The 23,743-nt window shown below is 72.8% G+C and carries 16 protein-coding genes; 8 read left to right on the forward strand and 8 right to left on the reverse strand.

The features are described 5' to 3' along the window. Positions 1 to 132: 132 nt before the first annotated feature. Both ccrA and mce read right to left on the reverse strand, forming a co-directional pair. A complete protein-coding gene (gene ccrA / locus ACI794_RS01530) occupies positions 133 to 1,464 on the reverse strand; it encodes a crotonyl-CoA carboxylase/reductase (RefSeq protein ID WP_456602159.1) in 1,332 nt (443 codons plus the stop codon). A 98-nt stretch (positions 1,465 to 1,562) separates the two neighbouring features. Then, positions 1,563 to 2,033 carry a methylmalonyl-CoA epimerase gene (gene mce / locus ACI794_RS01535; RefSeq protein ID WP_456602160.1) on the reverse strand — a complete coding sequence of 157 codons (471 nt, stop codon included), beginning with the start codon at positions 2,031 to 2,033 and terminating at the stop codon, positions 1,563 to 1,565. Between the two features lie 203 nt (positions 2,034 to 2,236). Here mce and ACI794_RS01540 point away from each other — a divergent pair, with 203 nt between their 5' ends. The 3 genes from ACI794_RS01540 to ACI794_RS01550 are packed head-to-tail and all read left to right on the forward strand — an operon-like array spanning position 2,237 to position 5,963. Next, positions 2,237 to 3,427 carry an acetyl-CoA C-acetyltransferase gene (locus tag ACI794_RS01540; RefSeq protein WP_456615536.1) on the forward strand — a complete coding sequence of 397 codons (1,191 nt, stop codon included), beginning with the start codon at positions 2,237 to 2,239 and terminating at the stop codon, positions 3,425 to 3,427. Next, on the forward strand, positions 3,424 to 4,449 hold the full coding sequence (meaB, locus tag ACI794_RS01545; RefSeq protein WP_456579139.1) for a methylmalonyl Co-A mutase-associated GTPase MeaB: 1,026 nt from the start codon (positions 3,424 to 3,426) through the stop codon (positions 4,447 to 4,449). The genes ACI794_RS01540 and meaB overlap by 4 nt, the downstream gene beginning before the upstream one ends. A gap of 44 nt (positions 4,450 to 4,493) precedes the next feature. Further along, positions 4,494 to 5,963 (forward strand): phytoene desaturase family protein, encoded by a 1,470-nt coding sequence (locus ACI794_RS01550; RefSeq protein ID WP_456615537.1) that lies wholly within the window; start codon positions 4,494 to 4,496, stop codon positions 5,961 to 5,963. 99 nt (positions 5,964 to 6,062) lie between these two features. Here the strand turns inward: ACI794_RS01550 and ACI794_RS01555 are convergent, their stop codons facing one another. Further along, the gene (locus ACI794_RS01555) at positions 6,063 to 6,638 is read right to left on the reverse strand and encodes a cupredoxin domain-containing protein (protein WP_456602163.1); all 576 of its coding nucleotides are present in this window, start codon (positions 6,636 to 6,638) and stop codon (positions 6,063 to 6,065) included. Positions 6,639 to 6,847: 209 nt separating this feature from the next. Between ACI794_RS01555 and ACI794_RS01560 the strand changes: the two genes are divergently transcribed. The 3 genes from ACI794_RS01560 to ACI794_RS01570 all read left to right on the forward strand — a co-directional run bounded on the left by ACI794_RS01560 (position 6,848) and on the right by ACI794_RS01570 (position 10,209). Further along, on the forward strand, positions 6,848 to 7,363 hold the full coding sequence (locus ACI794_RS01560; protein ID WP_456615538.1) for a MarR family winged helix-turn-helix transcriptional regulator: 516 nt from the start codon (positions 6,848 to 6,850) through the stop codon (positions 7,361 to 7,363). Between the two features lie 39 nt (positions 7,364 to 7,402). Next, positions 7,403 to 9,082 carry an acyl-CoA mutase large subunit family protein gene (locus tag ACI794_RS01565; protein ID WP_456602165.1) on the forward strand — a complete coding sequence of 560 codons (1,680 nt, stop codon included), beginning with the start codon at positions 7,403 to 7,405 and terminating at the stop codon, positions 9,080 to 9,082. 164 nt (positions 9,083 to 9,246) lie between these two features. Then, positions 9,247 to 10,209 (forward strand): tetratricopeptide repeat protein, encoded by a 963-nt coding sequence (locus ACI794_RS01570; protein ID WP_456602166.1) that lies wholly within the window; start codon positions 9,247 to 9,249, stop codon positions 10,207 to 10,209. Between the two features lie 9 nt (positions 10,210 to 10,218). Here ACI794_RS01570 and ACI794_RS01575 read toward each other — a convergent pair whose 3' ends face one another. From ACI794_RS01575 to ACI794_RS01595, 5 genes are all read right to left on the reverse strand, one after another. Next, complete coding sequence (locus ACI794_RS01575; protein WP_456615539.1) at positions 10,219 to 11,610, reverse strand: neutral zinc metallopeptidase; 1,392 nt, start codon at positions 11,608 to 11,610, stop codon at positions 10,219 to 10,221. An 89-nt stretch (positions 11,611 to 11,699) separates the two neighbouring features. Then, the gene (glgB, locus tag ACI794_RS01580) at positions 11,700 to 14,561 is read right to left on the reverse strand and encodes a 1,4-alpha-glucan branching protein GlgB (protein ID WP_456615540.1); all 2,862 of its coding nucleotides are present in this window, start codon (positions 14,559 to 14,561) and stop codon (positions 11,700 to 11,702) included. A gap of 52 nt (positions 14,562 to 14,613) precedes the next feature. After that, a complete protein-coding gene (locus ACI794_RS01585; RefSeq protein ID WP_456615541.1) occupies positions 14,614 to 15,981 on the reverse strand; it encodes a maltokinase N-terminal cap-like domain-containing protein in 1,368 nt (455 codons plus the stop codon). Further along, entirely contained in the window at positions 15,978 to 17,795 is a 1,818-nt protein-coding gene (gene treS, locus ACI794_RS01590) for a maltose alpha-D-glucosyltransferase (protein ID WP_456602170.1), read from the reverse strand. The genes ACI794_RS01585 and treS overlap by 4 nt, the downstream gene beginning before the upstream one ends. Positions 17,796 to 17,890: 95 nt before the next feature. After that, positions 17,891 to 19,924 (reverse strand): alpha-1,4-glucan--maltose-1-phosphate maltosyltransferase, encoded by a 2,034-nt coding sequence (locus ACI794_RS01595; protein WP_456615542.1) that lies wholly within the window; start codon positions 19,922 to 19,924, stop codon positions 17,891 to 17,893. A 144-nt stretch (positions 19,925 to 20,068) separates the two neighbouring features. On the opposite strand from ACI794_RS01595, the gene glgP reads away from it, so the two are divergent. Next, the gene (glgP, locus tag ACI794_RS01600; RefSeq protein WP_456602171.1) at positions 20,069 to 22,618 is read left to right on the forward strand and encodes an alpha-glucan family phosphorylase; all 2,550 of its coding nucleotides are present in this window, start codon (positions 20,069 to 20,071) and stop codon (positions 22,616 to 22,618) included. Between the two features lie 122 nt (positions 22,619 to 22,740). Next, positions 22,741 to 23,691 carry an FHA domain-containing protein gene (locus ACI794_RS01605; RefSeq protein ID WP_456602172.1) on the forward strand — a complete coding sequence of 317 codons (951 nt, stop codon included), beginning with the start codon at positions 22,741 to 22,743 and terminating at the stop codon, positions 23,689 to 23,691. Positions 23,692 to 23,743 lie beyond the last annotated feature (52 nt).

Below are 23,743 nucleotides of genomic sequence, written 5' to 3' on the forward strand. Positions count from 1 at the left end.
GCGGCCCGGGTGACACGCCGGGTGACGCGCAGGGGGCCGGGCCGCAGCGCGGCCCGGCCCCAGGCGACCGGAACGGCCCCGTCCAGAGGCTCACCCCGAGCCTGCGAGGGGTGAGGGGGACGGGGTCCTTCGTCAGACCCCGCGGAAGCGGTTGATCGCGTCGATGTGCTTGGCGCGCTTCTCGGCGTCCTTGACCCCGAGCCCTTCCTGGGGGGCGAGGGTCAGGACGCCGACCTTGCCCTGGTGGGCGTTGCGGTGGACGTCGAGGGCGGCCTGGCCGACCTCCTCCATCGGGTAGACCTTCGACAGGGTGGGGTGGATGAGGCCCTTGTCGATGAGCCGGTTGGCCTCCCACGCCTCCTTGTAGTTGGCGAAGTGCGAGCTCAGGATCTTCTTGAGATTCATCCACAGGTACCGGTTGTCGTACTCGTGCATGTATCCCGTGGTCGAGGCGCAGGTGATGATCGTCCCGCCCTTCTTGGCCACGTAGACGCTGGCGCCGAAGGTCTCCCGGCCCGGGTGCTCGAAGACGATGTCGACGTCCTCACCACCGGTCAGCTCACGGATCCTCTTCCCGAAGCGCTGCCACTCCTTGGGGTCCTGGGTGTCGTCGTCCTTCCAGAACTGGTAGCCCTCGGCGGATCGGTCGATCACCAGCTCGGCGCCCATCTTCCGGACGATCTCGGCCTTCTCCGGGCTGCTGACCACGCACACCGGGATCGCGCCGCCGTTGAGCGCCATCTGGGTGGCGTAGGACCCCAGGCCGCCCGAGGCGCCCCAGATGAGCACGGTGTCGCCCTGCTTCATGTTGGCGCCGTTCTTGCTCACCAGCTGGCGGTAGGCGGTCGAGTTGACCAGGCCGGGGCTGGCGGCCTCCTCCCAGGAGAGGTGGGCGGGCTTGGGCATGAGCTGGTTGCTCTTGACCAGGGCCAGCTCGGCGAGACCGCCGAAGTTGGTCTCGAAGCCCCAGATGCGCTGCTGCGGGTCCATCATCGTGTCGTCGTGGCCGGCCGGGTCCTCGAGCTCCACGGAGAGGCAGTGCGCGACGACCTCGTCGCCCGGCTTCCACTTGTTCACGCCGGGGCCCACGCGCAGGACGACGCCGGCCAGGTCGGAGCCGACCACGTGGTAGGGCAGGTCGTGCCGCTTGGTGAGCTCGGAGACGCGGCCGTAGCGCTCGAGGAAGCCGAAGGTGGAGACCGGCTCGAAGATCGACGTCCAGACGGTGTTGTAGTTCACCGAGGACGCCATGACGGCCACGATCGCCTCGCCCGGGCCGAGCTCCGGGGTGGCGACCTCCTCGACGTGGAGGGACTTGCGCGGGTCCTTCTCCTTCGTGGTCAGGCCCACGAACATGTCCTGCTCGTCCTTGCGGACCAGCACGGCGCGGTAGGACTCCGGCACGGCCAGGCCGCCGAGGGCGTCCAGCTGGTCGGCGAGGATGGCGTCCCTGATCTCGTTCACGCGAACTCCTGGGTCATAGGTGGCCGTCGTCGGCCAGGCTCGGAGGGCGGTGCGGGTGCGGAGAGGTTACCGATGGGTAACCGGGCGGCTCGGGGTGGTCAGCGCGCGGAGGTCGGGGCCGGCTCGACGAGCTCGACGAGGACGCCGCCGGCGTCCTTGGGGTGGACGAAGTTCACGCGGCTGTCCGACGTGCCGCGCTTGGGCGTGTCGTAGAGCAGCCGCAGTCCGCGCTCGCGCAGCGTGGCGCTCACCGCCTCGACGTCGTCGACCCGGAAGGCCAGCTGCTGCAGGCCGGGGCCGGAGCGGCCGATGAACTTGGCGATGGTGGAGTCCGGGGTCAGCGGCGCGAGCAGCTGGATCCTGGTCTCGCCGGTGCCGACGGCGAGCATGGCCTCGCGCACGCCCTGCTCCTCGTTCGTCTCCTCGTGCACCGAGTGCACCCCGAAGGCGCGGGCGTAGAAGGCGATCGCCTCGTCCAGGTCGGGGACGGCGATGCCCACGTGGTCGATGGTCGTCAGCAGGCCCTCGGGCAGGCCGGGGCGGGCGGCGTCGTTGCTCACCCGACGCATATTGCCGCCAAGACGTCTGAGACGACAGGTCGATGTGGCGCGCCTCACCCCGGGGACGTGACCGCGGCCACTCGTCCGGCCCTGCCGCCGGTCCGGCGCCCGTCCTATCCTTCCCGGGAGGCCCGACGCCGCGCCGGTACCACCGTCGCGGTGCGTCCCGACAACGTGGTCGCCACCGGCGGCGGCCCGGCACTGGAGGCAGCATGTCCCGCTCGGTCATCGTCAGCGGCGCCCGCACCCCGATGGGGCGGCTCCTCGGCTCGCTCAAGGACTTCTCGGCGGCCGACCTCGGCGGTGTCGCCATCAAGGCCGCGCTCGAGCGCGCCGGCATCTCCGGCGACCAGGTCGACTACGTGATCATGGGTCAGGTCATCCAGGCCGGCGCCGGGCAGAACCCCGCCCGCCCGGCGGCGGTGGCCGGCGGCATCCCCATGTCGGTGCCGTCGCTGACCATCAACAAGGTCTGCCTCTCCGGCATGAACGCCATCGCGCTGGCCGACCAGCTCATCCGCGCCGGTGAGTACGACGTGGTCGTCGCCGGTGGCATGGAGTCGATGACGCAGGCCCCGCACCTGCTGGCGGGCTCCCGCACGGGCACCAAGTACGGCGACACGACGCTCATCGACTCGATGGCCCACGACGGCCTCTCGGACACCTTCGACCAGGTGGCGATGGGCGCGCTCACCGAGCAGGCGAACAGCCGCTACGACCTGACCCGCGAGGAGCAGGACGAGTTCGCCGCGGCGAGCCACCAGAAGGCCGCCCGCGCCGCGAAGGACGGCATCTTCGACGAGGAGATCACCCCCGTCCTCATCCCGCAGCGCAAGGGCGACCCGATCGAGTTCCGCGAGGACGAGGGCATCCGCCCGGACACCACCGCGGAGAGCCTCTCCAAGCTCAAGCCGGCCTTCGCGAAGGACGGCACGATCACGGCCGGCACCGCCTCGCAGATCTCCGACGGCGCCTGCGCGGTCGTGGTCATGAGCGCCGAGAGGGCCGCCGAGCTCGGTTGCACCGTGATCGCCGAGATCGGTGCGCACGGCGTCGTCGCCGGGCCGGACGCCACGCTGCAGAGCCAGCCGTCGCGGGCGATCCAGAAGGCCTGCGAGCGCGAGGGCATCGACCCGAAGTCCCTCGACCTGGTCGAGCTGAACGAGGCCTTCGCGGCCGTCGGCATCGTCTCGACCCGCGAGCTCGGCATCGACCCGGAGAAGGTGAACCCCAACGGTGGTGCCATCGCCCTGGGCCACCCGATCGGCATGAGCGGCGCCCGGATCGTCCTGGACCTCGCGCTGGAGCTGCGCCGCCGCGGTGGCGGCGTCGGCGCGGCCGCGCTCTGCGGTGGCGGTGGCCAGGGCGACGCGCTGATCCTGCACGTGCCCGCGAAGGCGTGACGACAGAGGGGACCGCGGTCCAGACGCCGGCTCCGGGCGCCCCTCGCGGGCGCCGCTCCCGGCGGTCCACCGACGTCCCGACCCTGGTCGAGCGCGCCCGCGAGGGCGACGCCCGGTCGGTGGCCCGGCTGATCTCCCTGGTGGAGGACGCGAGCCCTGCGCTGCGCGAGGTGGCCGCCGCGCTGACCCCGCACACCGGCCACGCGCAGGTCATCGGGCTCACCGGGTCCCCGGGCGTCGGCAAGTCGACGTCGACCACCGCGCTGGTCCGCGCGCTGCGGCAGGCCGGCAAGCGGGTCGGGGTCCTCGCCGTCGACCCGTCGTCCCCCTTCTCCGGGGGCGCGCTGCTCGGCGACCGCGTGCGCATGCAGGACCACGCCGGCGACAGCGGCGTCTTCATCCGCTCGATGGCCTCCCGCGGCCACCTCGGCGGGCTGTCGTGGGCCACCCCGCAGGCGCTGCGGGTCCTCGACGCGGCCGGCTGCGACGTCGTGCTCGTCGAGACCGTGGGCGTCGGCCAGTCCGAGCTGGAGATCGCCTCGCTCGCCGACACCACGCTCGTGCTCGTCGCGCCGGGCATGGGCGACGGCATCCAGGCCGCGAAGGCCGGCATCCTCGAGGTCGCCGACGTCTTCGTGGTGAACAAGGCCGACCGGGACGGCGCGGACCAGACCGTCCGCGACCTGCGCTACATGCTCTCCCTCGGCGGGCGGCACTCCGAGGCCGGGCACTGGCGCCCGCCGATCTGCCGCACGGTGGCCGCCCGCGACACCGACAACGGCATCGACGAGGTCCTGGTGAGGATCGAGGAGCACCGGCAGTGGCTGGAGTCCTCGGGCGAGGGGCACCGCCGGCGCAGCGAGCGGGCCGCCCGCGAGATCGAGGCGATCGCGCTGGCCACCCTGCGGGAGCGGATGGGCGACGTGCGCGGCTCGGCGGCGCTCGGCGCCCTGGCCGACGCGGTGGTCGGCGGCGGGACCGACCCGTACCGCGCCGCGGACGAGCTGCTCGGCCAGCTGTAGCCGCTGACCGGGCGGCTCCGACGCGGGGCGGCCAGGATGGACGGGTGAACGGGAAGCCGGACGCCGTCGTCGTCGGAGCGGGACCCAACGGCCTGGCCGCGGCGCTCCGGCTGGCAGCCGCGGGCCTGCGGGTGCAGGTGGTGGACGCGGGCGAGCGCCCCGGCGGCGGCATGCGCACCGAGGAGCTCATGCGCCCGGGCTTCCACCACGACGTCTGCTCGACGGTGCAGCCGCTGGCCGTCGCGGCGCCCTTCTTCCGCGAGTTCGACCTGCCGTCACGCGGGGTGCGCCTCGTGCACCCGCAGGTCAACTACGCCCATCCCCTGGACGGCGGGCGGGCGGCGGTCTCCCACCGCTCCCTGGAGGAGACCGCAGCCGGCCTCGGCGTGGACGCGGCGGCCTACCGGCGGCTGTTCGAGCCGCTGGTGGAGCACGGCACCGACGTCGTCGACTTCTTCCTCACCAGCCGGCTGCGGAGCCTGCCGACCCGCAGCGTGCCGCAGATCGCGCGGTTCGGGCTGACCGGCCTGCCGAACGTGAGCTGGCTGGCGCACCGGTACTTCGAGACCGACGAGGGGCGAGCGCTGCTCGGGGGCGCCGCCGCCCACGGCATGCTCGACCTCAGCCAGCCGCTCACCTCGGCCCTGGGCATGCTGCTGACGATGCTGTCCCACCACGTCGGCTGGCCGCTGATCGAGGGTGGGTCGCAGCGGCTCGCCGACGCCATGGTGACGGCGCTCGAGGAGCAGGGCGGCGAGGTGGTCACCAGGCACCTGGTCACCGACCTGCGCGAGTTCGAGGACGTGCCCGCCGTCCTTCTCGACACCACCCCCGAGGCGTTCGTCCGCATGGCCGGCGACCGGGTGCACGAGGGCTACCGACGCTGGGTGCGGCGCTACCGGCACGGACCGGGGGTGTTCAAGATCGACTGGATCCTCTCGGAGCCGGTGCCGTGGACCAACCCCGACGTCCGGCGGGCCGGGACGATCCACGTCGCCGGCGACCTCGAGGAGACGATCGCGGGGGAGCGGGCGCCCAACGAGGGCCGGCTCACCGACCGCCCCTACGTGCTCGCCGTGCAGCCGACCGTGCCGGATCCCAGCCGTGCGCCCGAGGGCGGGCACATCTTCTGGGCCTACGTGCACGTGCCGCACGCCTCCGACGCCGACATGACGGAGGCGATCGAGCGGCAGGTGGAGCGGTTCGCACCCGGGTTCCGGGACACCGTCGTCGAGCGCGCCACCAAGACCGCCGTGCAGATGGAGCGGTGGAACCCCACCTACCGGGGCGGCGACATCTCCAACGGCCAGGCCACCCTGCGCCAGATGCTGGCCCGCCCGGTGCCGCGCTGGAACACCTACAAGACGCCGGTGCGCGGGGTGTACCTCGCGTCGTCGGCCACCCCGCCCGGGCCCGCCGTCCACGGGGCCTGCGGCGACAACGCCGCCCGCGTGGCGCTGCGCGAGGTGTTCGGCGTGCGGCACGTCCCGCCGCTGCGCCCACCGCTGCGCTGATCGAGGCAGCGGTGGGCCACAGCCGCCGGACCCCGCCACCGGCGGCCCCCAGGGGTCCGCCGCGTGGCTGCCCCGGTCGCCGACGGGTCCGTCGGGTGACTACTTGCGCACGGTGACCGTCGACTGCATCCACGGATGGATGAGGCACTCGAACTTGTGCACCCCGGGCTCCAGGTGCTCGACCACGTGGTGCCCGCCCGGTGGCACGCCGGTCTCGACGAAGCCGCGGGGAACGGACACCCCGGGCTGCACTTCCACGAGGTCGGCGCACTCGGCGACGGGGGTGAGTCCCAGCAGCGCGTTGACGTCGTCCACGCAGCCCCCGCCGAAGCGCTCGACCTCGGTGAAGGTGTGGAACTCCCCGCCGACGCCCACGACGTGCAGCGAATCGCCGTGGCGCACCGTGGTCCGGTCCGGGTGGAACCGCCACTTCCCGTGCTCGCCGTCGTCGAGCAGTTCCTCGACGAACTCGTCGAACGTGGTGTCGCCGTCACCGACGCAGGTGCCTGGTCCCACCGCCTCGTCGAAGCTGGCCGGGTCGCAGTCGTCCTGCGCTTCGATCACTTCCACGTGGCCGCCGCCGTGGCCGCCGCCGTGGGCGCCTGCCGTCGCCGGTACCGCCAGCAGGCCCGCGGCGCTCAGAGCCACCGCGCCTGTCAACAGCTTGGACCTCATCGAAGCCTCCCGGGGTGGGTGTCCCCCCGCGGAGAGGAAACCTAGGGACTCGGCGTGCCCCTGGGCCGGGTCGCCGGCGCGGCGCGCGTCGCCGGTCTCGGCGATGCGGAGGGTCGCCACCGTGCGCAACCCTCGTGCACTGGCGGCGGTGACGGGGAGCCGTCGGGCCACGCCGGGATCCCCGCCCATCGAGCGGTACCGTGCGCCGCATGGTCCGACCGCTGGGGCTGCCGTTCGACCCGATCGAACGCGCCGGGGAGAGGTGGGAGGAGCACTTCGGCCCGTCGTCGGCGATGCGGGCGGCGACGTCGGTGTTCCGCGTCCAGCAGATCCTGCTCGCCCGCTTCGACGCGGTCCTGCGACCGCTGGAGCTGACCTTCGCCCGGTACGAGGTGCTCGTGCTCCTCACCTTCAGCCGGTCGGGGGAGCTGCCGCTGAAGGTGATCGGCAGCCGGCTGATGGTCCACCCGACCAGCGTCACGAACGCCATCGACCGGCTGGTGGCCGCCGGGTACGTCGACCGCCGCCCCAACCCCGCGGACGGCCGCGGTGTCCTCGCGGCGATCACCGCACGCGGCCGCGCCGTCGTGGAGGAGGGGACGCGGGCGCTGACCGATCTCGAGTTCGGGCTGGGGGACCTCGCGGAGGAGGAGCACGAGGTGCTGTTCACGACGTTGCGCCGGGTCCGGCTCGGGGCCGGGGACGTCGCGGACGACGCGCCGTGACGCTCGACACACGATAGTTGGACGTCCTAGCATCTCGGCATGAGCGACGACGCCCGGCAGCGGTGGCAGCAGCGGTACGACGCGGCGCTCGCCGCGGGGCGGGTCCGGGACGCGGACTTCACCACGCTCTCCGGCGTCGAGGTCGACCCGGTGTACGGCCCGGCCGACGAGAGCGCCGTCGAGGGGTTCGAGCGGATCGGCTATCCGGGGGAGTTCCCCTTCACCCGGGGGCTGCACGCCACCGGCTACCGCGGCCGGGCCTGGACCATCCGGCAGTTCGCGGGGTTCGGGAACGCCCAGCAGACCAACGAGCGCTACAAGATGATCCTGGCCGAGGGCGGCGGCGGCCTGTCCGTGGCCTTCGACATGCCCACGCTCATGGGCCGCGACTCCGACGACCCCCGCAGCCTCGGCGAGGTCGGGCACTGCGGCGTCGCCGTGGACTCCGCCGTCGACATGGACGCGCTCTTCGACGGCATCGACCTCGAGGCGACGACGACGTCGATGACCATCAGCGGCCCCGCCGTCCCGGTCTTCTGCATGTACCTGGTGGCCGCCGAGCGCCAGGGGGCCGACATCGGCCGGCTCAACGGCACGCTGCAGACCGACATCTTCAAGGAGTACATCGCGCAGAAGGAGTGGCTCTTCCCCCCGGAGCCGCACCTGCGCCTGATCGGCGACCTCATGGAGTACTGCGCCGAGCACATCCCGGCGTACAAGCCGATCAGCGTCTCGGGCTACCACATCCGCGAAGCCGGCTCGACCGCCGCGCAGGAGCTCGCCTACACCCTGGCTGACGGCTTCGCCTACGTGGAGCTGGGCCTGGACCGGGGGCTGGACATCGAGACCTTCGCGCCCGGCCTCTCCTTCTTCTTCGACGCGCACATCGACTTCTTCGAGGAGATCGCCAAGTTCCGGGCCGCCCGCCGCATCTGGGCGCGCTGGCTGCGCGACGTCTACGGCGCACGGACGGAGAAGGCCCAGCAACTTCGCTTCCACACCCAGACGGCGGGGGTGAGCCTGACCGCGCAGCAGCCGGACAACAACATCACCCGGACGGCGGTGGAGGCGCTCGCGGCCGTCCTCGGCGGCACGCAGTCGCTGCACACCAACGCCCTCGACGAGGTGCTCGCGCTGCCCAGCGCCAAGGCGGCGCAGATCGCGCTGCGCACCCAGCAGGTGATCGCCGAGGAGACCGGCGTCATGAACGTCGCCGACCCGCTCGGCGGGTCCTGGTACGTCGAGGCGCTCACCGACGACCTCGAGCGGCAGGCCGAGGAGATCTTCGCCCGCATCCGCGACATGGGCACCGACGGCACGATCACCTCGGGCATCCTGCGCGGCATCGAGGACGGCTGGTTCACCGGCGAGATCGCCGAGGCGGCGTTCGTCTACCAGCGGGCGCTGGAGAAGGGCGACAAGAAGGTGGTCGGCGTGAACACGCTCACCGGCTCCGTCGATGCCCACGACAAGCTGGACATCCTGCGGGTCAGCCACGAGGTGGAGGTCGAGCAGAAGGCCGAGCTGGCCGGCCGCCGGCGGCAGCGGGACGACGACGCCGCCCGCGCGGCCGTCGCGCGGATGGTCGAGGTGTCGCGGACGGAGGCGAACATGGTCCCCGCGATGCTCGACGCCGCGCGCGCGGAGGCGACGCTCGGCGAGATCTGCGACGCCCTGCGCGCCGAGTGGGGTGGCTACACCGAGCCCGCCCGGTTCTGACGAGCGGGGCCCGGAGCGTCCCCGAGGAAGAACCGGGGGCCGCTCCGCGAGGGTCGTCCCGCGGGGCCGGGCCGGAGTCTCCCCGCGTGGGGCGACGGGACGGCTCCACGCAGGTCCGGAGGGCACCTGGCCGCGGTCGGAGCCCGAAGGGCGACAATAGGTGCATGCAGCCCACCCGCCCCGGACGTCCCGACCCGCGCGCGCAGGCACAGCAGGCCCAGATGGCCGCCGCCATGGCCGGCGCCGTCGACCTCGCCGCCGTCAAGGCCCGCTCGGAGGCCGCGGCGCGCGCCCAGGCCGCCCCGCCGCCGAGCGCCGCCGCCCCGGCGGGCGCACCGGGTGGTGCGGTCGTCGACGTCACCGAGGCCACCTTCCAGGCCGAGGTGCTGGACCGGTCGTTCCAGGTGCCGGTCGTGCTCGACCTGTGGGCCGAGTGGTGCGGGCCGTGCAAGCAGCTCTCCCCGGTGCTCGAGCGGCTGGCCGTCGAGGGTGGCGGCTCCTGGGTGCTGGCGAAGGTCGACGTCGAGGCCAACCCGGCGCTGGCGCAGGGGCTGCGCGTCCAGGGGATCCCCGCCGTCAAGGCGGTGTGGCAGGGGCAGCTGGTCGCCGAGTTCACCGGCGCGATCCCCGAGGAGCAGGCCCGCCAGTTCGTCACCGAGCTGGTGCAGGCCACCACCGGGGGCGCGGTCCCCGGCGCCGAGGCGCAGGAGGAGGCGGAGGACCCGCGACTGGACGCCGCCGAGGCCGCCCTCGAGCGCGGAGACCTCGCCGCGGCCGAGGCCGCCTACGAGGCGATCCTGGCCGAGGAGCCCGAACACCCCGACGCCGGCATCGCGCTGCGCCAGGTGCAGCTGTTCCGCCGGGCCGAGGAAGCGGGCCCGGACGCGCTGGCCGCCGCTGACGCCGCGCCCGACGACGTCGCCGCGCAGACCCGGGCCGCCGACTTCCTCCTGGGCACCGGCAACATCGAGGCGGCCTTCGACCGGCTGCTCGACGTGGTCCGCCGCACCGGGGGCGAGGACCGGGACGCGGCGCGCAAGCACCTGGTCGAGCTCTTCGCCGTCGTCGGCGACGCCGACCCCCGCGTCGCGTCGGCCCGCCGTCAGCTCACCGCCGCGCTCTTCTGACGGCGGGGCTCAGCCCGCGATCCCGCAGGCCCCGCCGCCCTCCAGGAAGCCGGACCGGAAGGCGCCGACCAGCTCGAACCCCGAGGCGTCGGCGTCGGGGAAGACCTGCTCCTCGACGCCGTACCGCAGCAGGAACTGGACGGCCTCGTCGAGGTCGCCGGGGCTGATCTCGGCCTCGACGACGTCGACGAACTCGGCGTTGTACCACTGCGCCTGGTACCAGCCGGTGAGGCAGACCGCCGACCGGGTCGCCTCGGCGTCGTCGACCGAGAGCCCGGCCTGCTCCCGCACCGCCATCGCGTAGGGCAGCGCCATGGCGGTGGCCAGGGCGAAGTCGCCGATCTCGTCGTAGGCCGGCACCGCCAGGTCGCTCCCGCTGATGTAGACGGTGAGCTCCTCGGCGCAGTAGCCCAGGTCCCGGTCGCGGAGCCCGTCGCAGCCCGGCGCCCGGCCGTCGAACCCGGCGATCGCGGGCTCCTGGAACTCCTCGCCGAAGGCGGTGGGGAAGACCTCGCCCCAGAAGGCGGGCAGGGTGGCGCCGACCCAGTCGACGATGTCGGCGAACTCCGCGTTCCCCTGGTTGAGATCCGTCGGGGTGAACTCGGCGGCGGTGAACAGCCGGTCCTCGCCGAAGGCGTCGCGGCAGACACCCAGGCCGCTCGTGAACCCGTCGTAGAACGCCGAGACCCGGTCGAAGTACGAGCCGTGCGCCTCGACGTCGTCGGGGTCGCTGCCCACGTCGTCGCGGAGCAGGAGGAACCCCCGGACGACGTCGTCGAGCTCCGGCTCGCGCAGCGAGAGGTGGTCCGCCTCCCCCTCGGCGACCCAGCGCGTCCACGCACCGGCCAGGCAGTCGGCCTGGGTCTCGTCCTGGATGCTCCGGCCGGACTCGGCGAACCCGAACCGCCCCTGCATCGCGTGCCCGAACTCGTGGGCCATGATCACCGGCACGAGGAAGCGGCCGTAGTCGTCGGAGAGCTCCTGCAGCAGCGCGCGGTCGTAGGCGATCACGTCGCAGACCGGGTCGTAGAAGGCGTTGCCGGCCACGTCCTCCGGCGCGGTGTACGAGCCCTCGCAGCCGATGCCGGTCTCCGGGTAGGCGCTCTCGTCGAGGTTCTCGGAGTCGACCGAGAAGTAGCCGCCCTCCAGCGGCGTGTACTCCCCGCCGAAGTACTCGGGGTAGGCCTGCGTCCAGAAGGTCTCGAGGTCGGCGAGGGCGTTGCGGGCGAACTGGTCGATCGGCTGCTCGCCCACCCCGGTGATCGGGAACTCGTCGGCGCCAGCGTCGGTCGGGGCACCGCCCGGGGGCATCGCCTGACCGCGCACCGTGCCGGTGGCGCAACCGGTGAGCACGAGCCCCGCGACGACCACAGGGGCCACCCGGTGCAGCAGCCGTCTCATCCGGTGCTTCCTCCAGGTGCCCTGTGCTCGCGCGTCCGGGAGGCCGCGCGAGCACAGCATGCCCCGTGACGTTCTGAAGGGTGGTCCTTCTACTCGTGCAGGAACCAGACGGTGCCCAGCGGGGGAGCGGCGATCGTCGCCGAGTAGGGCTGGCCGTGCCACGGCTCCGGCTCGGCCTCCACGCCGCCGTAGTTGCCGACGCCGGAGCCGCCGTAGCCCTCGGCGTCGGTGTTGAGCACCTCACGCCACTGGCCCGGGCGGGGCAGCCCGATGCGGTACTCGTGGTGCGGGGCTCCGGAGAAGTTGACGACGCAGGCCAGCGCCGACCCCTGCGCCGGGCTCCCCGCCGTCTCCTCGCCACCGTCCCCGGCGGGGACGGTGCCCTGCGGCGCGGCCCCGTACCGCAGGAAGGAGAGCACATTGCCCGAGGCGTCGTTGGCGTCGATCCACTGGAACCCGGCCGGGTCGACGTCCTGGGACCAGAGGGCGTCGCACTCCTTGTACCGGCCGTTGAGGTCGGTGACCAGCTGCAGGATGCCGCGGTGCGCGGGGTCGTCGAGGTGCCACCAGTCCAGCGAGCGGCTCTCGGCCCACTCCGCGTCCTGCGCGAACTCCGACCCCATGAACAGCAGCTGCTTGCCCGGGTGGGCCCACATGTAGGCCAGGTAGGCGCGCAGGTTGGCCAGCTGCTGCCAGCGGTCGCCGGGCATCTTCCGCAGCATCGAGCCCTTGCCGTACACGACCTCGTCGTGGCTGATCGGCAGGACGTAGTTCTCGGTGTAGGCGTAGTGCATCGAGAACGTGAGCTGACCGTGGTGGTAGCTGCGGTAGATCGGCTCGCGCTCGACGTAGGCCAGCGAGTCGTGCATCCAGCCCATGTTCCACTTGAACCCGAAGCCCAGGCCGCCGAGGTGGGTGGGCCGGGTGACCCCCGGCCAGGCGGTGGACTCCTCGGCGATCGTCATGACGCCGGGGACCTCGCGGTAGACCGTCGCGTTGAACTCCTGCAGGAAGGCGACGGCCTCCAGGTTCTCCCGCCCGCCGTACTTGTTGGGCAGCCACTCGCTGCGGGAGTAGTCCAGGTAGAGCATCGAGGCCACCGCGTCGACGCGGATGCCGTCGACGTGGAACTCCTTGCACCAGTACAGGGCGTTGGCGACCAGGAAGTTGCGGACCTCGGACCGGCCGAAGTCGAAGACGAGGGTGCCCCAGTCCAGCTGCTCGCCCCGGCGCGGGTCACCGTGCTCGTAGAGCGGCGTGCCGTCGAAGCGGGCCAGCGCCCACTCGTCCTTGGGGAAGTGGGCGGGCACCCAGTCGACGATGACGCCGATCCCGGCCTGGTGCGCCCGGTCGATCAGGTAGCGCAGGTCGTCCGGGCTCCCGTAGCGGGACGTCGGCGCGTAGTACGAGGTGACCTGGTAGCCCCAGGAGCCGCCGAACGGGTGCTCGGCCAGCGGCATGAACTCGATGTGGGTGAACCCGGCGTCGCGGACGTAGTCGACGAGCTCGTCGGCCATCTCGCGGTAGGACAGCCCCTGCCGCCATGAGCCGGCGTGCACCTCGTAGACGCTCATCGGGCGCTGGTGCCAGCCGGCCTCCGCCCGCTGCTCGAGCCAGGTGTCGTCGGCCCACTCGTAGGTGGACTCGGTGACCACGGAGGCGTTCAGCGGCGGCACCTCGGTGGCGAAGGCGAGCGGGTCGGACTTCTCGCGCCAGGTGCCGTCCGCGCCGAGCACGTGGTACCGGTACCGCGTCCCGACCTGCACGCCCGGGATGAAGATCTCCCAGACGCCGGAGGACCCGAGCATGCGCATCGGGTAGGCCCGGGCCTGCCAGTAGTCGAAGTCGCCGGTGACCTTCACGCCCTGGGCGCTGGGTGCCCAGACGGCGAACGAGACGCCCTCGACCGTGCCGCGCGGCGTCTCGTAACGGCGGACGTGCGCGCCGAGCACCTCCCACAGCCGCTCGTGGCGTCCCTCGCGGATGAGGTGCTCGTCCAGGGACCCGAGCGTGGGCAGCCAGCGGAAGGGGTCGTCGACGGTGTGTGTGGTCGTCCCGCCCTCGCCGCCGCCGTAGACGACCTCGATCCGGTAGTCCCCGGGCTGCCGGGGGAGCACCGCCTCGTAGATGCCGCCGGCGTGCAGGGGCGCGGCCTCGTACCGGCTGCCGTCCTCGTCGAGGACGGCGACGCTGACGGCGTCCGGGCGCAGCGTCCGCACAGCCCAGCCCTCGGCGGTGCGGTGCGCGCCGAGGATCCGGTGCGGGTCGCGCGACCAGCCCTCGGCGATCGCCCGCAGGTCGTCCTCCGCGAACTCCTCGATCGCGGCATCCTCCGCGGCGCCGGCGGTGGTGCCGCCCGCGGGGGAGCCGTCGTCGGAGGTTGCGCTGTCGGCAGGGGACGCGTCGGCCCTCGGGACCGGCGCCGCGGGCTCCGCGGAGCCGTCGGAGCCCGCCCGGTCCTCGGTCGGGGCCTGCGGGGTGGGCGGCGTCGCCGGGTCGGGGTCGGGCGCCTCCGGCTGACCGGCCGGCGCACCGGAGGGGGAGCCGGGCTCGGCGATCGGCGCGGGGGCGACCACCGGGTTGGCGGTCACCTCGGTCTCCTCGCTGCCCGGCTCCGGGGTGGCCTCGGTGGCCGTGGGCGCCGCGGCGACCTTCTTGGCGGTCGCCCGCTTCGCGGCGGCGGGCTTGCTGTCGCCGGAGGGCTTGCTGTCAGCGGCAGCCTTCGCCGGCGCAGCCTTCTTCGCCGGGGCGGCCTTCTTGGCGGCCGGGGCCTTCTTCGCCGGCGCAGCCTTCTTCGCCGCGGCCCGCTTGGTGCTCTTCCTGGCCGGCTCGGCGTTCACCGGCGGCTCGCTACCGGCGGCCGCCTCTGCCTGCGCCACCCGTTCCTCCACGGCGCGCTGCAGATCGTCCTTGCCGGCCACGGGGCTCTCGCCTCGGTCGTCGGTCGTCATGGTCTCGCCGTCCTCGTCCGTTCTCGGTGCTCTGGTCCGTCGGTTCGGGAGCTCAGTCGCGACCGGCGAGCCGGGCGATCGACTGGAGCGGGATCATCAGCCAGTGCGGACGGTTCCTCGCCTCGTAGACGCATTCGTAAACCGCCTTGTCGGCCTCGAACGCCCGAAGGAGTGGTGAGTCCCCGCACGGGTCCATCCCGCTGGCCTCGGAGTACCCGGCGCAGAAGGCGGCGCGGTTGCGCGCCGCCCACTCCTGGGCGCGGTACTCGCGCTGGGTGTCCTCGGGCTGCTCGACGAGCAGGTGCCGGGCGGCGTAGTCGAAGCTCCGCAGCATGCCGGCGACGTCCCGCAGCGGGCTGTCGAGCTCGCGACGGGCGGCCAGCGGGCGGGCCGGCTCGCCCTCGAAGTCGAGGATGATCCAGCCGGTGGCCGTGCGCAGCACCTGACCCAGGTGGAGGTCACCGTGCACCCGCTGGCGCACGACCGGCTCCTCGCTCTCGCTCACCGCGGTGTACACCTCCCGCAGCGCCTCGGCGTGCTCCTGCAGCTGCGGCACGATCTCGATGGCGGCGTCCAGACGTTCCGACATCTGCCGGGCGACGGTGGCCAGCCACCCGGGGTCGGCCTGTTCCGTGGGCAGGACCGCGGCCAGGTCGGCGTGCACCGACGCGGTCGCCGCCCCCAGCCGCTCGCTGTCGGCGGCGAAGTCGCCCCCGACCTCGTCGGCGTGCAGGTCGCCCTCGGCGTAGAGGTCGCGGACGCTGGCGGTGGCCAGCCGCCAGCCGTCGCTGGCGTTGGGGACGAAGGTCTGCAGCATCGCGACGGTGGCGGGGGCGTCGCCCTGCGGGTCGTCGATCTCGATGTGGCCGAGCAGCGCGGCGATGTGCGGGTTGTCCGCCCGGCGCAGCGCGTCGTGGATCTCGACGTCGGGGTTGAGCCCCGGCTCCAGCCGGCGGAAGAGCTTGAGGATCGCCTCCTGGCCGTAGACCAGGGAGGTGTTGCTCTGCTCGGTGGAGACGATGTCGCCGGGCAGCCCCTCGGGGATGTCCCCCTCGCCGGCGGGGGAGAAGCGCATCGGCCCGATCGACGAGCCCTGGGCCAGGTGGATCAGCCAGGGCGCGGTGGACTCGCGGTCGCGCATCGCGTCGTAGGCGTAGGTCTCCCGGCCCTCGTTGGACACTGCGCCGACGAGCGCGGTCTCCAGGTCCTCGGCCGGGTGGTCCCGCCACGACAGCGGGACCAAGTAGGTCTCGGTCACGTCGTCGGCGTACCGGATGCGGACCCGGTGCACGGAGAGGACGGGGTTCCCGCGGTCGAGGAAGAAGCCGTCCTCGGTCACCTCGGCCCACTCGCGGCCCTTGCCGCCGAACCAGCGCTGGTGGGGGATCCAGTCGCGGAACAGCTCCGTCAGTGCGCTCATCGGGGGTCTCCGGACTCGTCGGACGGCTCGTCGGCGGCGCTGACCACGCCGGCGGCCAGCAGGGAGTCGGCCACGGCGCTGGACGTGGCGCTGGCCCAGTCCTCGTGCTCGTCGGGGACCGGCTCGTTCGGCTTGGAGAGCTCGAACCAGTAGAAGCCGTGCCCGGCGAGCGTGAGCATGTACGGCAGGACGCCGATCTGCGGGAACTCGACCCGCCCGGTGAGCTCGATCGGCGTGTAGCCCTCGAACTCGCGCAGGTCCAGCTCCACCGGCTGCGGGAAGCGCGAGAGGTTGTTGACGCACAGCACGACGTCGTCCCCGAACCGGCGGACGAACGACAGCACCGTCGGGTTGCGGGAGCCGACCTCCTCGAAGGTGCCCAGGCCGAACGTCGGGTGCTGCCCGCGGACCTGGATCATCCGCCGCAGCCACTGCAGCAGCGAGTTGGTGTTGCGCAGCTGCGACTCCACGTTGGTGACCTGGTACCCGTAGACGGGGTCCTGGTTGAGCGGCAGGTACATGCGCTGCGGGTCGGCGGTGGAGAAGCCGCCGTTGCGGTCGGGGGTCCACTGCATCGGCGTGCGGACGCCGTCCCGGTCACCGAGCCAGATGTTGTCGCCCATGCCGATCTCGTCGCCGTAGTACAGGACCGGCGAGCCCGGCAGCGACAGCAGCAGCGCGTTGAACAGCTCGAGGGTGTTGACGTCGTTGTCCAGCAGCGGGGCCAGCCGCCGGCGGATGCCGATGTTGGCCTTCATGCGGGGGTCCTTGGCGTACTCGCCCCACATGTAGTCGCGTTCCTCGTCGGTGACCATCTCGAGCGTCAGCTCGTCGTGGTTGCGGAGGAAGACCCCCCACTGGCAGTTGTCCGGGATGTCCGGCGTCTGCGCCATGATCTCCGAGATCGGGAACCGCTGCTCCCGGCGCACCGCCATGAACAGGCGCGGCATGACCGGGAAGTGGAACGCCATCTGGCACTCGTCGCCGTCCTCGCCGAAGTACTCCACGACGTCGGCCGGCCACTGGTTCGCCTCGCACAGCAGCACCCGGTCGGGGTAGTCCGCATCGACGACCTTGCGCACCTCCTTGAGGAACTCGTGGGTGCGCGGCAGGTTCTCGCAGTTGGTGCCCTCCTCCTCGAAGAGGTAGGGCACCGCGTCGAGCCGGAAGCCGTCGATGCCCAGGTCCAGCCAGAAGCGGAGGGCGTCGATGATCGCCTCACGCACCTTCGGGTTCTCGAAGTTGAGGTCGGGCTGGTGGGAGAAGAAGCGGTGCCAGAAGTACTGCTTGCGCACCGGGTCGAAGGTCCAGTTGGAGCTCTCGGTGTCGACGAAGATGATCCGCGCGTCGGCGTAGCCGGTGTCGTCGTCGGCCCAGACGTAGAAGTCGCCGTACGGGCCCTCCGGGTCGCTGCGGCTGGCCTGGAACCAGGGGTGCTGGTCCGAGGTGTGGTTCATGACGAAGTCGATGATCACGCGCATGCCACGGGCGTGGGCCTCGTCGAGGAACTCCTTGAAGTCCTCGATCGTGCCGAACTCGGGCAGCACCGCGGTGTAGTCGCTGACGTCGTAGCCGCCGTCGCGCAGCGGGGAGGCGAAGAACGGCGGGAGCCAGAGGCAGTCGACGCCGAGCCACTGCAGGTAGTCGAGCTTGTCGCGCATGCCGCGGAGGTCGCCGACGCCGTCGGCGTTGCTGTCGGCGAAGCCGCGGACGAGGACCTCGTAGAAGACCGCGCGCTTGTACCACTCGGGATCGGTGCCCGGCGGCGGCAGGGCGGAGCGGTGCGCGGGTGCGTCGGGGACGGGAACGGTCATCGGGAGCGGGTTCCCCTCTCGGGAGAAGGACCCCGTCCTCCCCACCCTTCGCAGGCTCAGGGCGGGACCCGGGACGGGGCCGGAGATCGATCTCTTCAGGAGACGGGCGGGGGGAACTGCACGGATCGCGGGAAGGTCAGCGCGAACACGTGGGCCGGCTCCCGGTGGGGGTCGAGCTCCACGTAGTTGAACTGGCCCCAGTCGTAGCGGGCACCGGTGAGCTCGTCGGTGACCCCGAAGCGCTCGTGCCAGTCCAGCCCGAGGGCGGGCAGGTCCAGCGCCGTCGTCCCGATCTGGGTGTCCCGGCTGGACAGGTTCACGACGACGAGGACGGCGTCGTCGGACCCCGGGTCGGTCTTGGTGAAGCAGAGCAGGTTCGGGTTGTCGACCTGGTGGAAGCGCAGCGTGCGCAGCTGCTGCAGCGCCGGGTGGGCGCGCCGCACCTCGTTGAGCCGCCGCAGGTAGGGCGCCAGGCTCCGCCCGGACGCCTCGGCGCCGGCCCAGTCGCGGGGGCGCAGCACGTACTTCTCGCTGTCCAGGTACTCCTCGCTGCCCGGCTTCACCGCCACGTGCTCGAACAGCTCGAAGCCGGAGTAGACGCCCCAGGTCGGGCTCATCATCGCGGCGAGCACGGCCCGGATCTTGAACATCGGCGGGCCGCCGAACTGCAGCGACTCGTGGAGGATGTCCGGGGTGTTCACGAAGAAGTTCGGCCGCATGTAGTGGCTGTTGGCGGCCAGCTCGCGGCCGTACTCCTCGAGCTCCTCGCGCCCGGTCCGCCAGGTGAAGTACGTGTAGGACTGGGTGAAGCCGAGCCGGGCGAGCTGGTGCATCATCGCCGGCCGGGTGAACGCCTCCGCGAGGAAGAGCACGTCCGGGTCGGTCTTCTTGACCTCCCAGATCAGCCAGTGCCAGAAGTTCAGCGGCTTGGTGTGCGGGTTGTCGACGCGGAAGATGCGGACGCCGGCGTCCATCCAGACCCGGACCACCCGCAGGCACTCGGCGTAGATGCCCTCGGGGTCGTTGTCGAAGTTGACCGGGTAGATGTCCTGGTACTTCTTCGGCGGGTTCTCCGCGTACGCGATCGTCCCGTCGGGCTTGGTGGTGAACCACTCCGGGTGCTCCTTCACCCACGGGTGGTCGGGGGCGGCCTGGAGCGCGAAGTCGAGGGCCACCTCCATGCCCAGCTCACGGGTGCGGGCGACGAAGGCCCGGAAGTCCTCCATCGTGCCCAGCTGCGGGTGGACGGCGTCGTGCCCGCCCTCGTCGCTTCCGATCGCCCACGGCGAGCCCACGTCGTCCGGCCCCACGTCGTGCGGGTTGCCGCCGGGGAACTGGCTCGAGTTCGGGCCCTTGCGGTTCACCTTGCCGATCGGGTGGATCGGCGGCAGGTAGACGACGTCGAAGCCCATGTCCGCGACCGCGGGCAGCCGGTCGGCGGCCGTGGTGAAGGTGCCGTGGGTGGGCGCCCCGGCGACCACCGGGCCCTCCGACCGCGGGAAGAACTCGTACCAGGAGCCGAACAGGGCCTCCTTGCGGTCGACCCACACCTCGTACCGCGGGGAACGGGTGACCAGCTCGCGCACCGGGTGCTCGTGCAGGTAGCGCTGCAGGCCGGCGGCCAGGGCCGGGGCGATCCGGACGGTGAGCTCCTGCGAGGTGTCCCGCAGGGCGGCGGCCGCGGCCTCGACGCGCCCGCGCCAGTCCTCCTCGGCCTCGGCGGCCACCCGGTCGAGCAGCCGGGCGCCCTCCTCCAGGTCGTTGGCGAGCTCGTCGGCCCCCTGGCCGGCCTCGACCTTGACCTCGACGTGGTGCCGCCAGGTGGCCAGCGGGTCGCTCCACGCCTCGACGCAGAAGGTCCACCGCCCCTCGCGGTCGGGCACGACCGTGGTCAGCCACCGGTCGGGCTCCGGTGGCAGCTTCGCCATGCGCAGGAAGGGCGCGCTCGCGTCGTCGCCGCCCGGGGGCGTCCAGACGACGTTCGCGGCGACGGCGTCGTGGCCCTCGCGGAAGACGGTGGCGGTGACGGGTACGTGCTCCCCGACCACCGCGCGGGCCGAGAAGGACCCGCAGGACACGACGGGGGCGACATCGGTGATGCCGAGGCGGAGATCAGGGCGGCCAGTCATCGCCGACCACGCTACTGAGCTGCCGCCTCACCAGCATCTCGGCAGCCGTTCTGCCCTCGGCGGCTCACCCGTCCGGGCCGGGTGCTCCTGGTGGTCACCGCGCGGAGCCCTGCCCGGGGGCCCCGGAGTCGATAGGCTCCCCGGGTGCGAGCACTCCGTCGGTTCACCGTCCGCGCGGCTCTGCCGGAGCCGCTCCTGCCCCTCTCCCAGCTGGTGATGAACCTCCGCTGGTCCTGGCACGCCGAGTCCCGCGACCTCTTCGAGGCGCTCGACCCCGATCTCTGGCAGCGCTGCGGAGGGGACCCGGTGCGCGCCCTCGGTGAGGTGTCGGCCGAGCGGCTGGCCACCCTCGCCAAGGACCGGCGCTTCGTCCGGCGGCTGACCGACGCCGTCGACGACCTGGAGGAGTACCTCGGCACCCCGCGCTGGTACCAGTCGCTGGGCGACGAGGCGCCGCGCAGCATCGCCTACTTCTCCGCCGAGTTCGGCATCAGCGAGGTCCTCCCGCAGTACTCCGGGGGCCTGGGCATCCTCGCCGGCGACCACCTAAAGGCCGCCTCCGACCTCGGCGTCCCGCTGATCGGCGTGGGGCTGCTCTACCGCGCCGGCTACTTCAGCCAGGGCCTGTCCGCCGACGGCTGGCAGCTCGAGCGCTACCCCTCGCTCGACCCGCACGGCCTGCCCATCAAGCTGCTGCGCCGGTCCGACGGCTCCGCCGTCGTCATCACCGTGCCGCTGCCCGAGGGGCGCAGCCTGCACGCCCACGTCTGGCGCGCCCAGGTGGGCCGGGTCTCGCTGCTGCTGCTCGACAGCGACATCGAGGAGAACGCCCCCGGCGAGCGGCTGGTCACCGACCGGCTGTACGGCGGCGACGAGGACCACCGCCTCCGCCAGGAGATGCTCCTGGGCATCGGCGGTGTGCGGGCCGTGCGCGCCTACTGCTCGCTGACCGGCACCCCCCAGCCGGAGGTATTCCACGCCAACGAGGGGCACGCCGGCTTCCAGGGCGTCGAGCGCATCCGAGAGCTCACCGAGGCGCACGGCCTCACCTTCCCCGAGGCGCTGCAGGCGGTGCGCGCGGGCACCGTCTTCACCACGCACACCCCCGTGCCGGCCGGTATCGACCGGTTCCCCAAGGCGCTCATCGAGCGCTACTTCGCCGGCTTCGGCGTGCCGATGGACCAGCTGCTGCCGCTGGGCGCCGAGGAGGACCCGGCGAAGTTCAACATGGCCCACATGGGCCTGCGCCTCGGGCAGCGGGCCAACGGCGTGAGCCAGCTGCACGGGCACGTCAGCCGGGGGATGTTCAAGGGCCTGTGGCCGGGCTTCGACGAGGCCGACGTGCCCATCGGCTCGATCACCAACGGGGTGCACGCGCCGACCTGGACCGCCCGCGAGCTGGTCGAGATGGGCACCCAGTCCTCCAGCCAGGGCGACCCGGTCGAGGTCGACGGCGACGTCCACTTCGACGGCGTCGACCGCATCCCGGCCGCCGAGCTGTGGGGGACCAGGCGCGTGCTGCGCGCCCGCCTGGTCGAGGAGGTGCGCCGGCGGGTCCGCGAGACGGCGCTCTCGCGCGGGGCCACCGAGGCCGAGGTGGGCTGGACCGACGGCGTCTTCGACCCCGACGTCCTCACCATCGGTTTCGCCCGCCGCGTGCCCTCCTACAAGCGGCTCACCCTGATGCTGCGCGACCCGGAGCGGCTCAAGGCGCTGCTGCTGGACCCCGAGCGGCCGATCCAGCTGGTCATCGCCGGCAAGAGCCACCCGGCCGACGACGGCGGGAAGAAGCTGATCCAGCAGATGGTGGCTTTCGCGGACGACCCGGAGATCCGGCACCGCATCGCGTTCCTGCCCGGCTACGACATCGGGATGGCGCGCTACCTGTACTGGGGCTGCGACGTCTGGCTGAACAACCCCCTGCGCCCGCTCGAGGCCTGCGGCACGTCGGGGATGAAGGCGGCGCTCAACGGCGGGCTGAACCTCTCCATCCGGGACGGCTGGTGGGACGAGTGGTTCGACGGCCAGAACGGCTGGGCGATCCCGACCGCCGACGGCGTCGCCGACCCCGACCGCCGCGACGAGGTCGAGGCGCGGGCGATCTACGACCTCCTCGAGAACCAGGTGCTGCCGCGGTTCTACGAGACCGACCGCGACGGCATCCCGGGCCGGTGGGTGGAGATGGTGCGGCACACGTTGCGCGAGACCGGCCCCAAGGTGCTGGCCACCCGGATGGTCCGCGACTACGTCCGCGCCCTCTACGTCCCGGCCGCGGGGTCGGCCCGCGCGATGGCCGCCGACGGCTACGCGCCGGCGCGCAGCGAGGCCTCCTGGCGCTCGCAGGTGCTGCACCACTGGCACGACGTCCGGGTGGCCCACGTCGAGGCGACCGGCGCCGGGGACACCCCGGAGATCGGGTCGACGCTGGCGCTGCGCGCCGAGGTGGAGCTGCCCGGGCTGCAGCCCGGTGACGTCGAGGTGCAGGCCGCCTACGGCCGGGTCGACGACGCCGACGGGCTGCACGAGGTGACCACCGTGCCGATGGCGCACGAGCACACCGACGGGTCGCGGCACTGGTTCACCGCCACCGTGCCGCTGGAGCGCACGGGCGCCTTCGGCTACACGGTGCGCGTGCTGCCGCACTCGGAGCACCTCGCCGATCCGGCGGAGCTCGGCGTGGTGAGCACGGCCTGACGGTGAACCAGCGGGCACTCGGGCCACGCCGGCCACAGTGACCTCGTGTGACGTCGTCACGCCCCGGCGTGGCGGCGGCCCGCGGCCAGCCAGAACGCTCGCCCTTCACTAGGCTGGACGCCATGCCCGACCGCTGTGAAGTGCTCCCCGGAGATGCCGTCGTCGCCCGCCGTGGCGGCGGCCTGCTGTGGGTCGACGCTCCCGGCTCGCCCGCCCTCGTGTCGGCTCTGCACGCCTGCCTGGGCGTGACGGGCCCCGGCGCCGACCGCGTGCTGGCCGCCGTGGCCGGTGAGGTGAGCTCCCTGGCCTCCGGTGGCGTCTCGTTCGCCCTCGTCGTCACCGGCGACGCCGGTAACGGCGTCGCGCTCTGGGCGGGCAAGGGTCAGCCGGCCGTCGACGGCGTCCCGCTCTCCGGCTCGTCCGTCGAGGGGGGCACGCTCGCCTCCGGCTTCTCGCCGGGGCAGTCGCTGTACGTGGGCCCCGGCCAGTCCGCGCCGCGCACACCGCCGGGCGTGAGCTACGACCTGGTCGAGGGCACCGTGCCCGGTGGCGGCGCCACGCTGCACCTGGCCGGGGCGGCCCCGGCCGCCGCGGCCCCTGTGGCGGCGGCGTCGTCCTTCGCGGCGAGCACGGACTCCGGCTTCGGCGCCGGCCGCGGCTCCTCCGCGTCGGCGGCCCAGCCCGACTCGGGCGAGCAGACCGCGTTCTGGCGCCCCGAGTCGACCGAGGCCACGCCGATCCTGCGCTTCGACGACGGCATGGTCGTCACCATCGACGAGGACCTGGTGCTCGGGCGGCGTCCCGACAACCACGAGATGGTCTCCAGCGGCTCGGCGCGCGCGGTCCCGATCGCCGACACCCAGAACGTGCTCTCCTCGGCCCACGCGGCGCTGACCCGCAACGGCCGCGAGGTCTCGCTCGTCGACCTGGGCTCGCTCAACGGCACCCACGTCGCCGGCCCCGAGGCCACCGAGTGGACCCAGCTCGAGCCGGGCGTGGCCCACCCGCTCTCCGACGGCGACCGCCTGCTCCTGGGCTGGACGGTCATCACCTTCGAGCAGCCGCAGGAGTAGAAGGACCACCCTTCCCCCCACGCCTGACGAGCTCGGCGTGGGGCCCTGAAGG

The sequence above is a fragment of the Blastococcus sp. SYSU DS0541 genome, from assembly GCF_054050875.1.

What these genes read in the sequence shown, in the direction of transcription:
- ACI794_RS01575 (WP_456615539.1), bottom strand. Translation starts at nt 11,610, where the DNA reads ATGAGACGGCTGCTGCACCGGGTGGCCCCTGTGGTCGTCGCGGGGCTC.
- ACI794_RS01555 (WP_456602163.1), bottom strand. Translation starts at nt 6,638, where the DNA reads ATGAGGTCCAAGCTGTTGACAGGCGCGGTGGCTCTGAGCGCCGCGGGC.
- ACI794_RS01585 (WP_456615541.1), bottom strand. Translation starts at nt 15,981, where the DNA reads ATGAGCGCACTGACGGAGCTGTTCCGCGACTGGATCCCCCACCAGCGC.
- treS (WP_456602170.1), bottom strand. Translation starts at nt 17,795, where the DNA reads ATGACCGTTCCCGTCCCCGACGCACCCGCGCACCGCTCCGCCCTGCCG.
- ACI794_RS01595 (WP_456615542.1), bottom strand. Translation starts at nt 19,924, where the DNA reads ATGACTGGCCGCCCTGATCTCCGCCTCGGCATCACCGATGTCGCCCCC.
- ACI794_RS01560 (WP_456615538.1), top strand. Translation starts at nt 6,848, where the DNA reads ATGGTCCGACCGCTGGGGCTGCCGTTCGACCCGATCGAACGCGCCGGG.
- ACI794_RS01540 (WP_456615536.1), top strand. Translation starts at nt 2,237, where the DNA reads ATGTCCCGCTCGGTCATCGTCAGCGGCGCCCGCACCCCGATGGGGCGG.
- ACI794_RS01565 (WP_456602165.1), top strand. Translation starts at nt 7,403, where the DNA reads ATGAGCGACGACGCCCGGCAGCGGTGGCAGCAGCGGTACGACGCGGCG.
- mce (WP_456602160.1), bottom strand. Translation starts at nt 2,033, where the DNA reads ATGCGTCGGGTGAGCAACGACGCCGCCCGCCCCGGCCTGCCCGAGGGC.
- ACI794_RS01570 (WP_456602166.1), top strand. Translation starts at nt 9,247, where the DNA reads ATGCAGCCCACCCGCCCCGGACGTCCCGACCCGCGCGCGCAGGCACAG.
- ACI794_RS01605 (WP_456602172.1), top strand. Translation starts at nt 22,741, where the DNA reads ATGCCCGACCGCTGTGAAGTGCTCCCCGGAGATGCCGTCGTCGCCCGC.
- glgB (WP_456615540.1), bottom strand. Translation starts at nt 14,561, where the DNA reads ATGACGACCGACGACCGAGGCGAGAGCCCCGTGGCCGGCAAGGACGAT.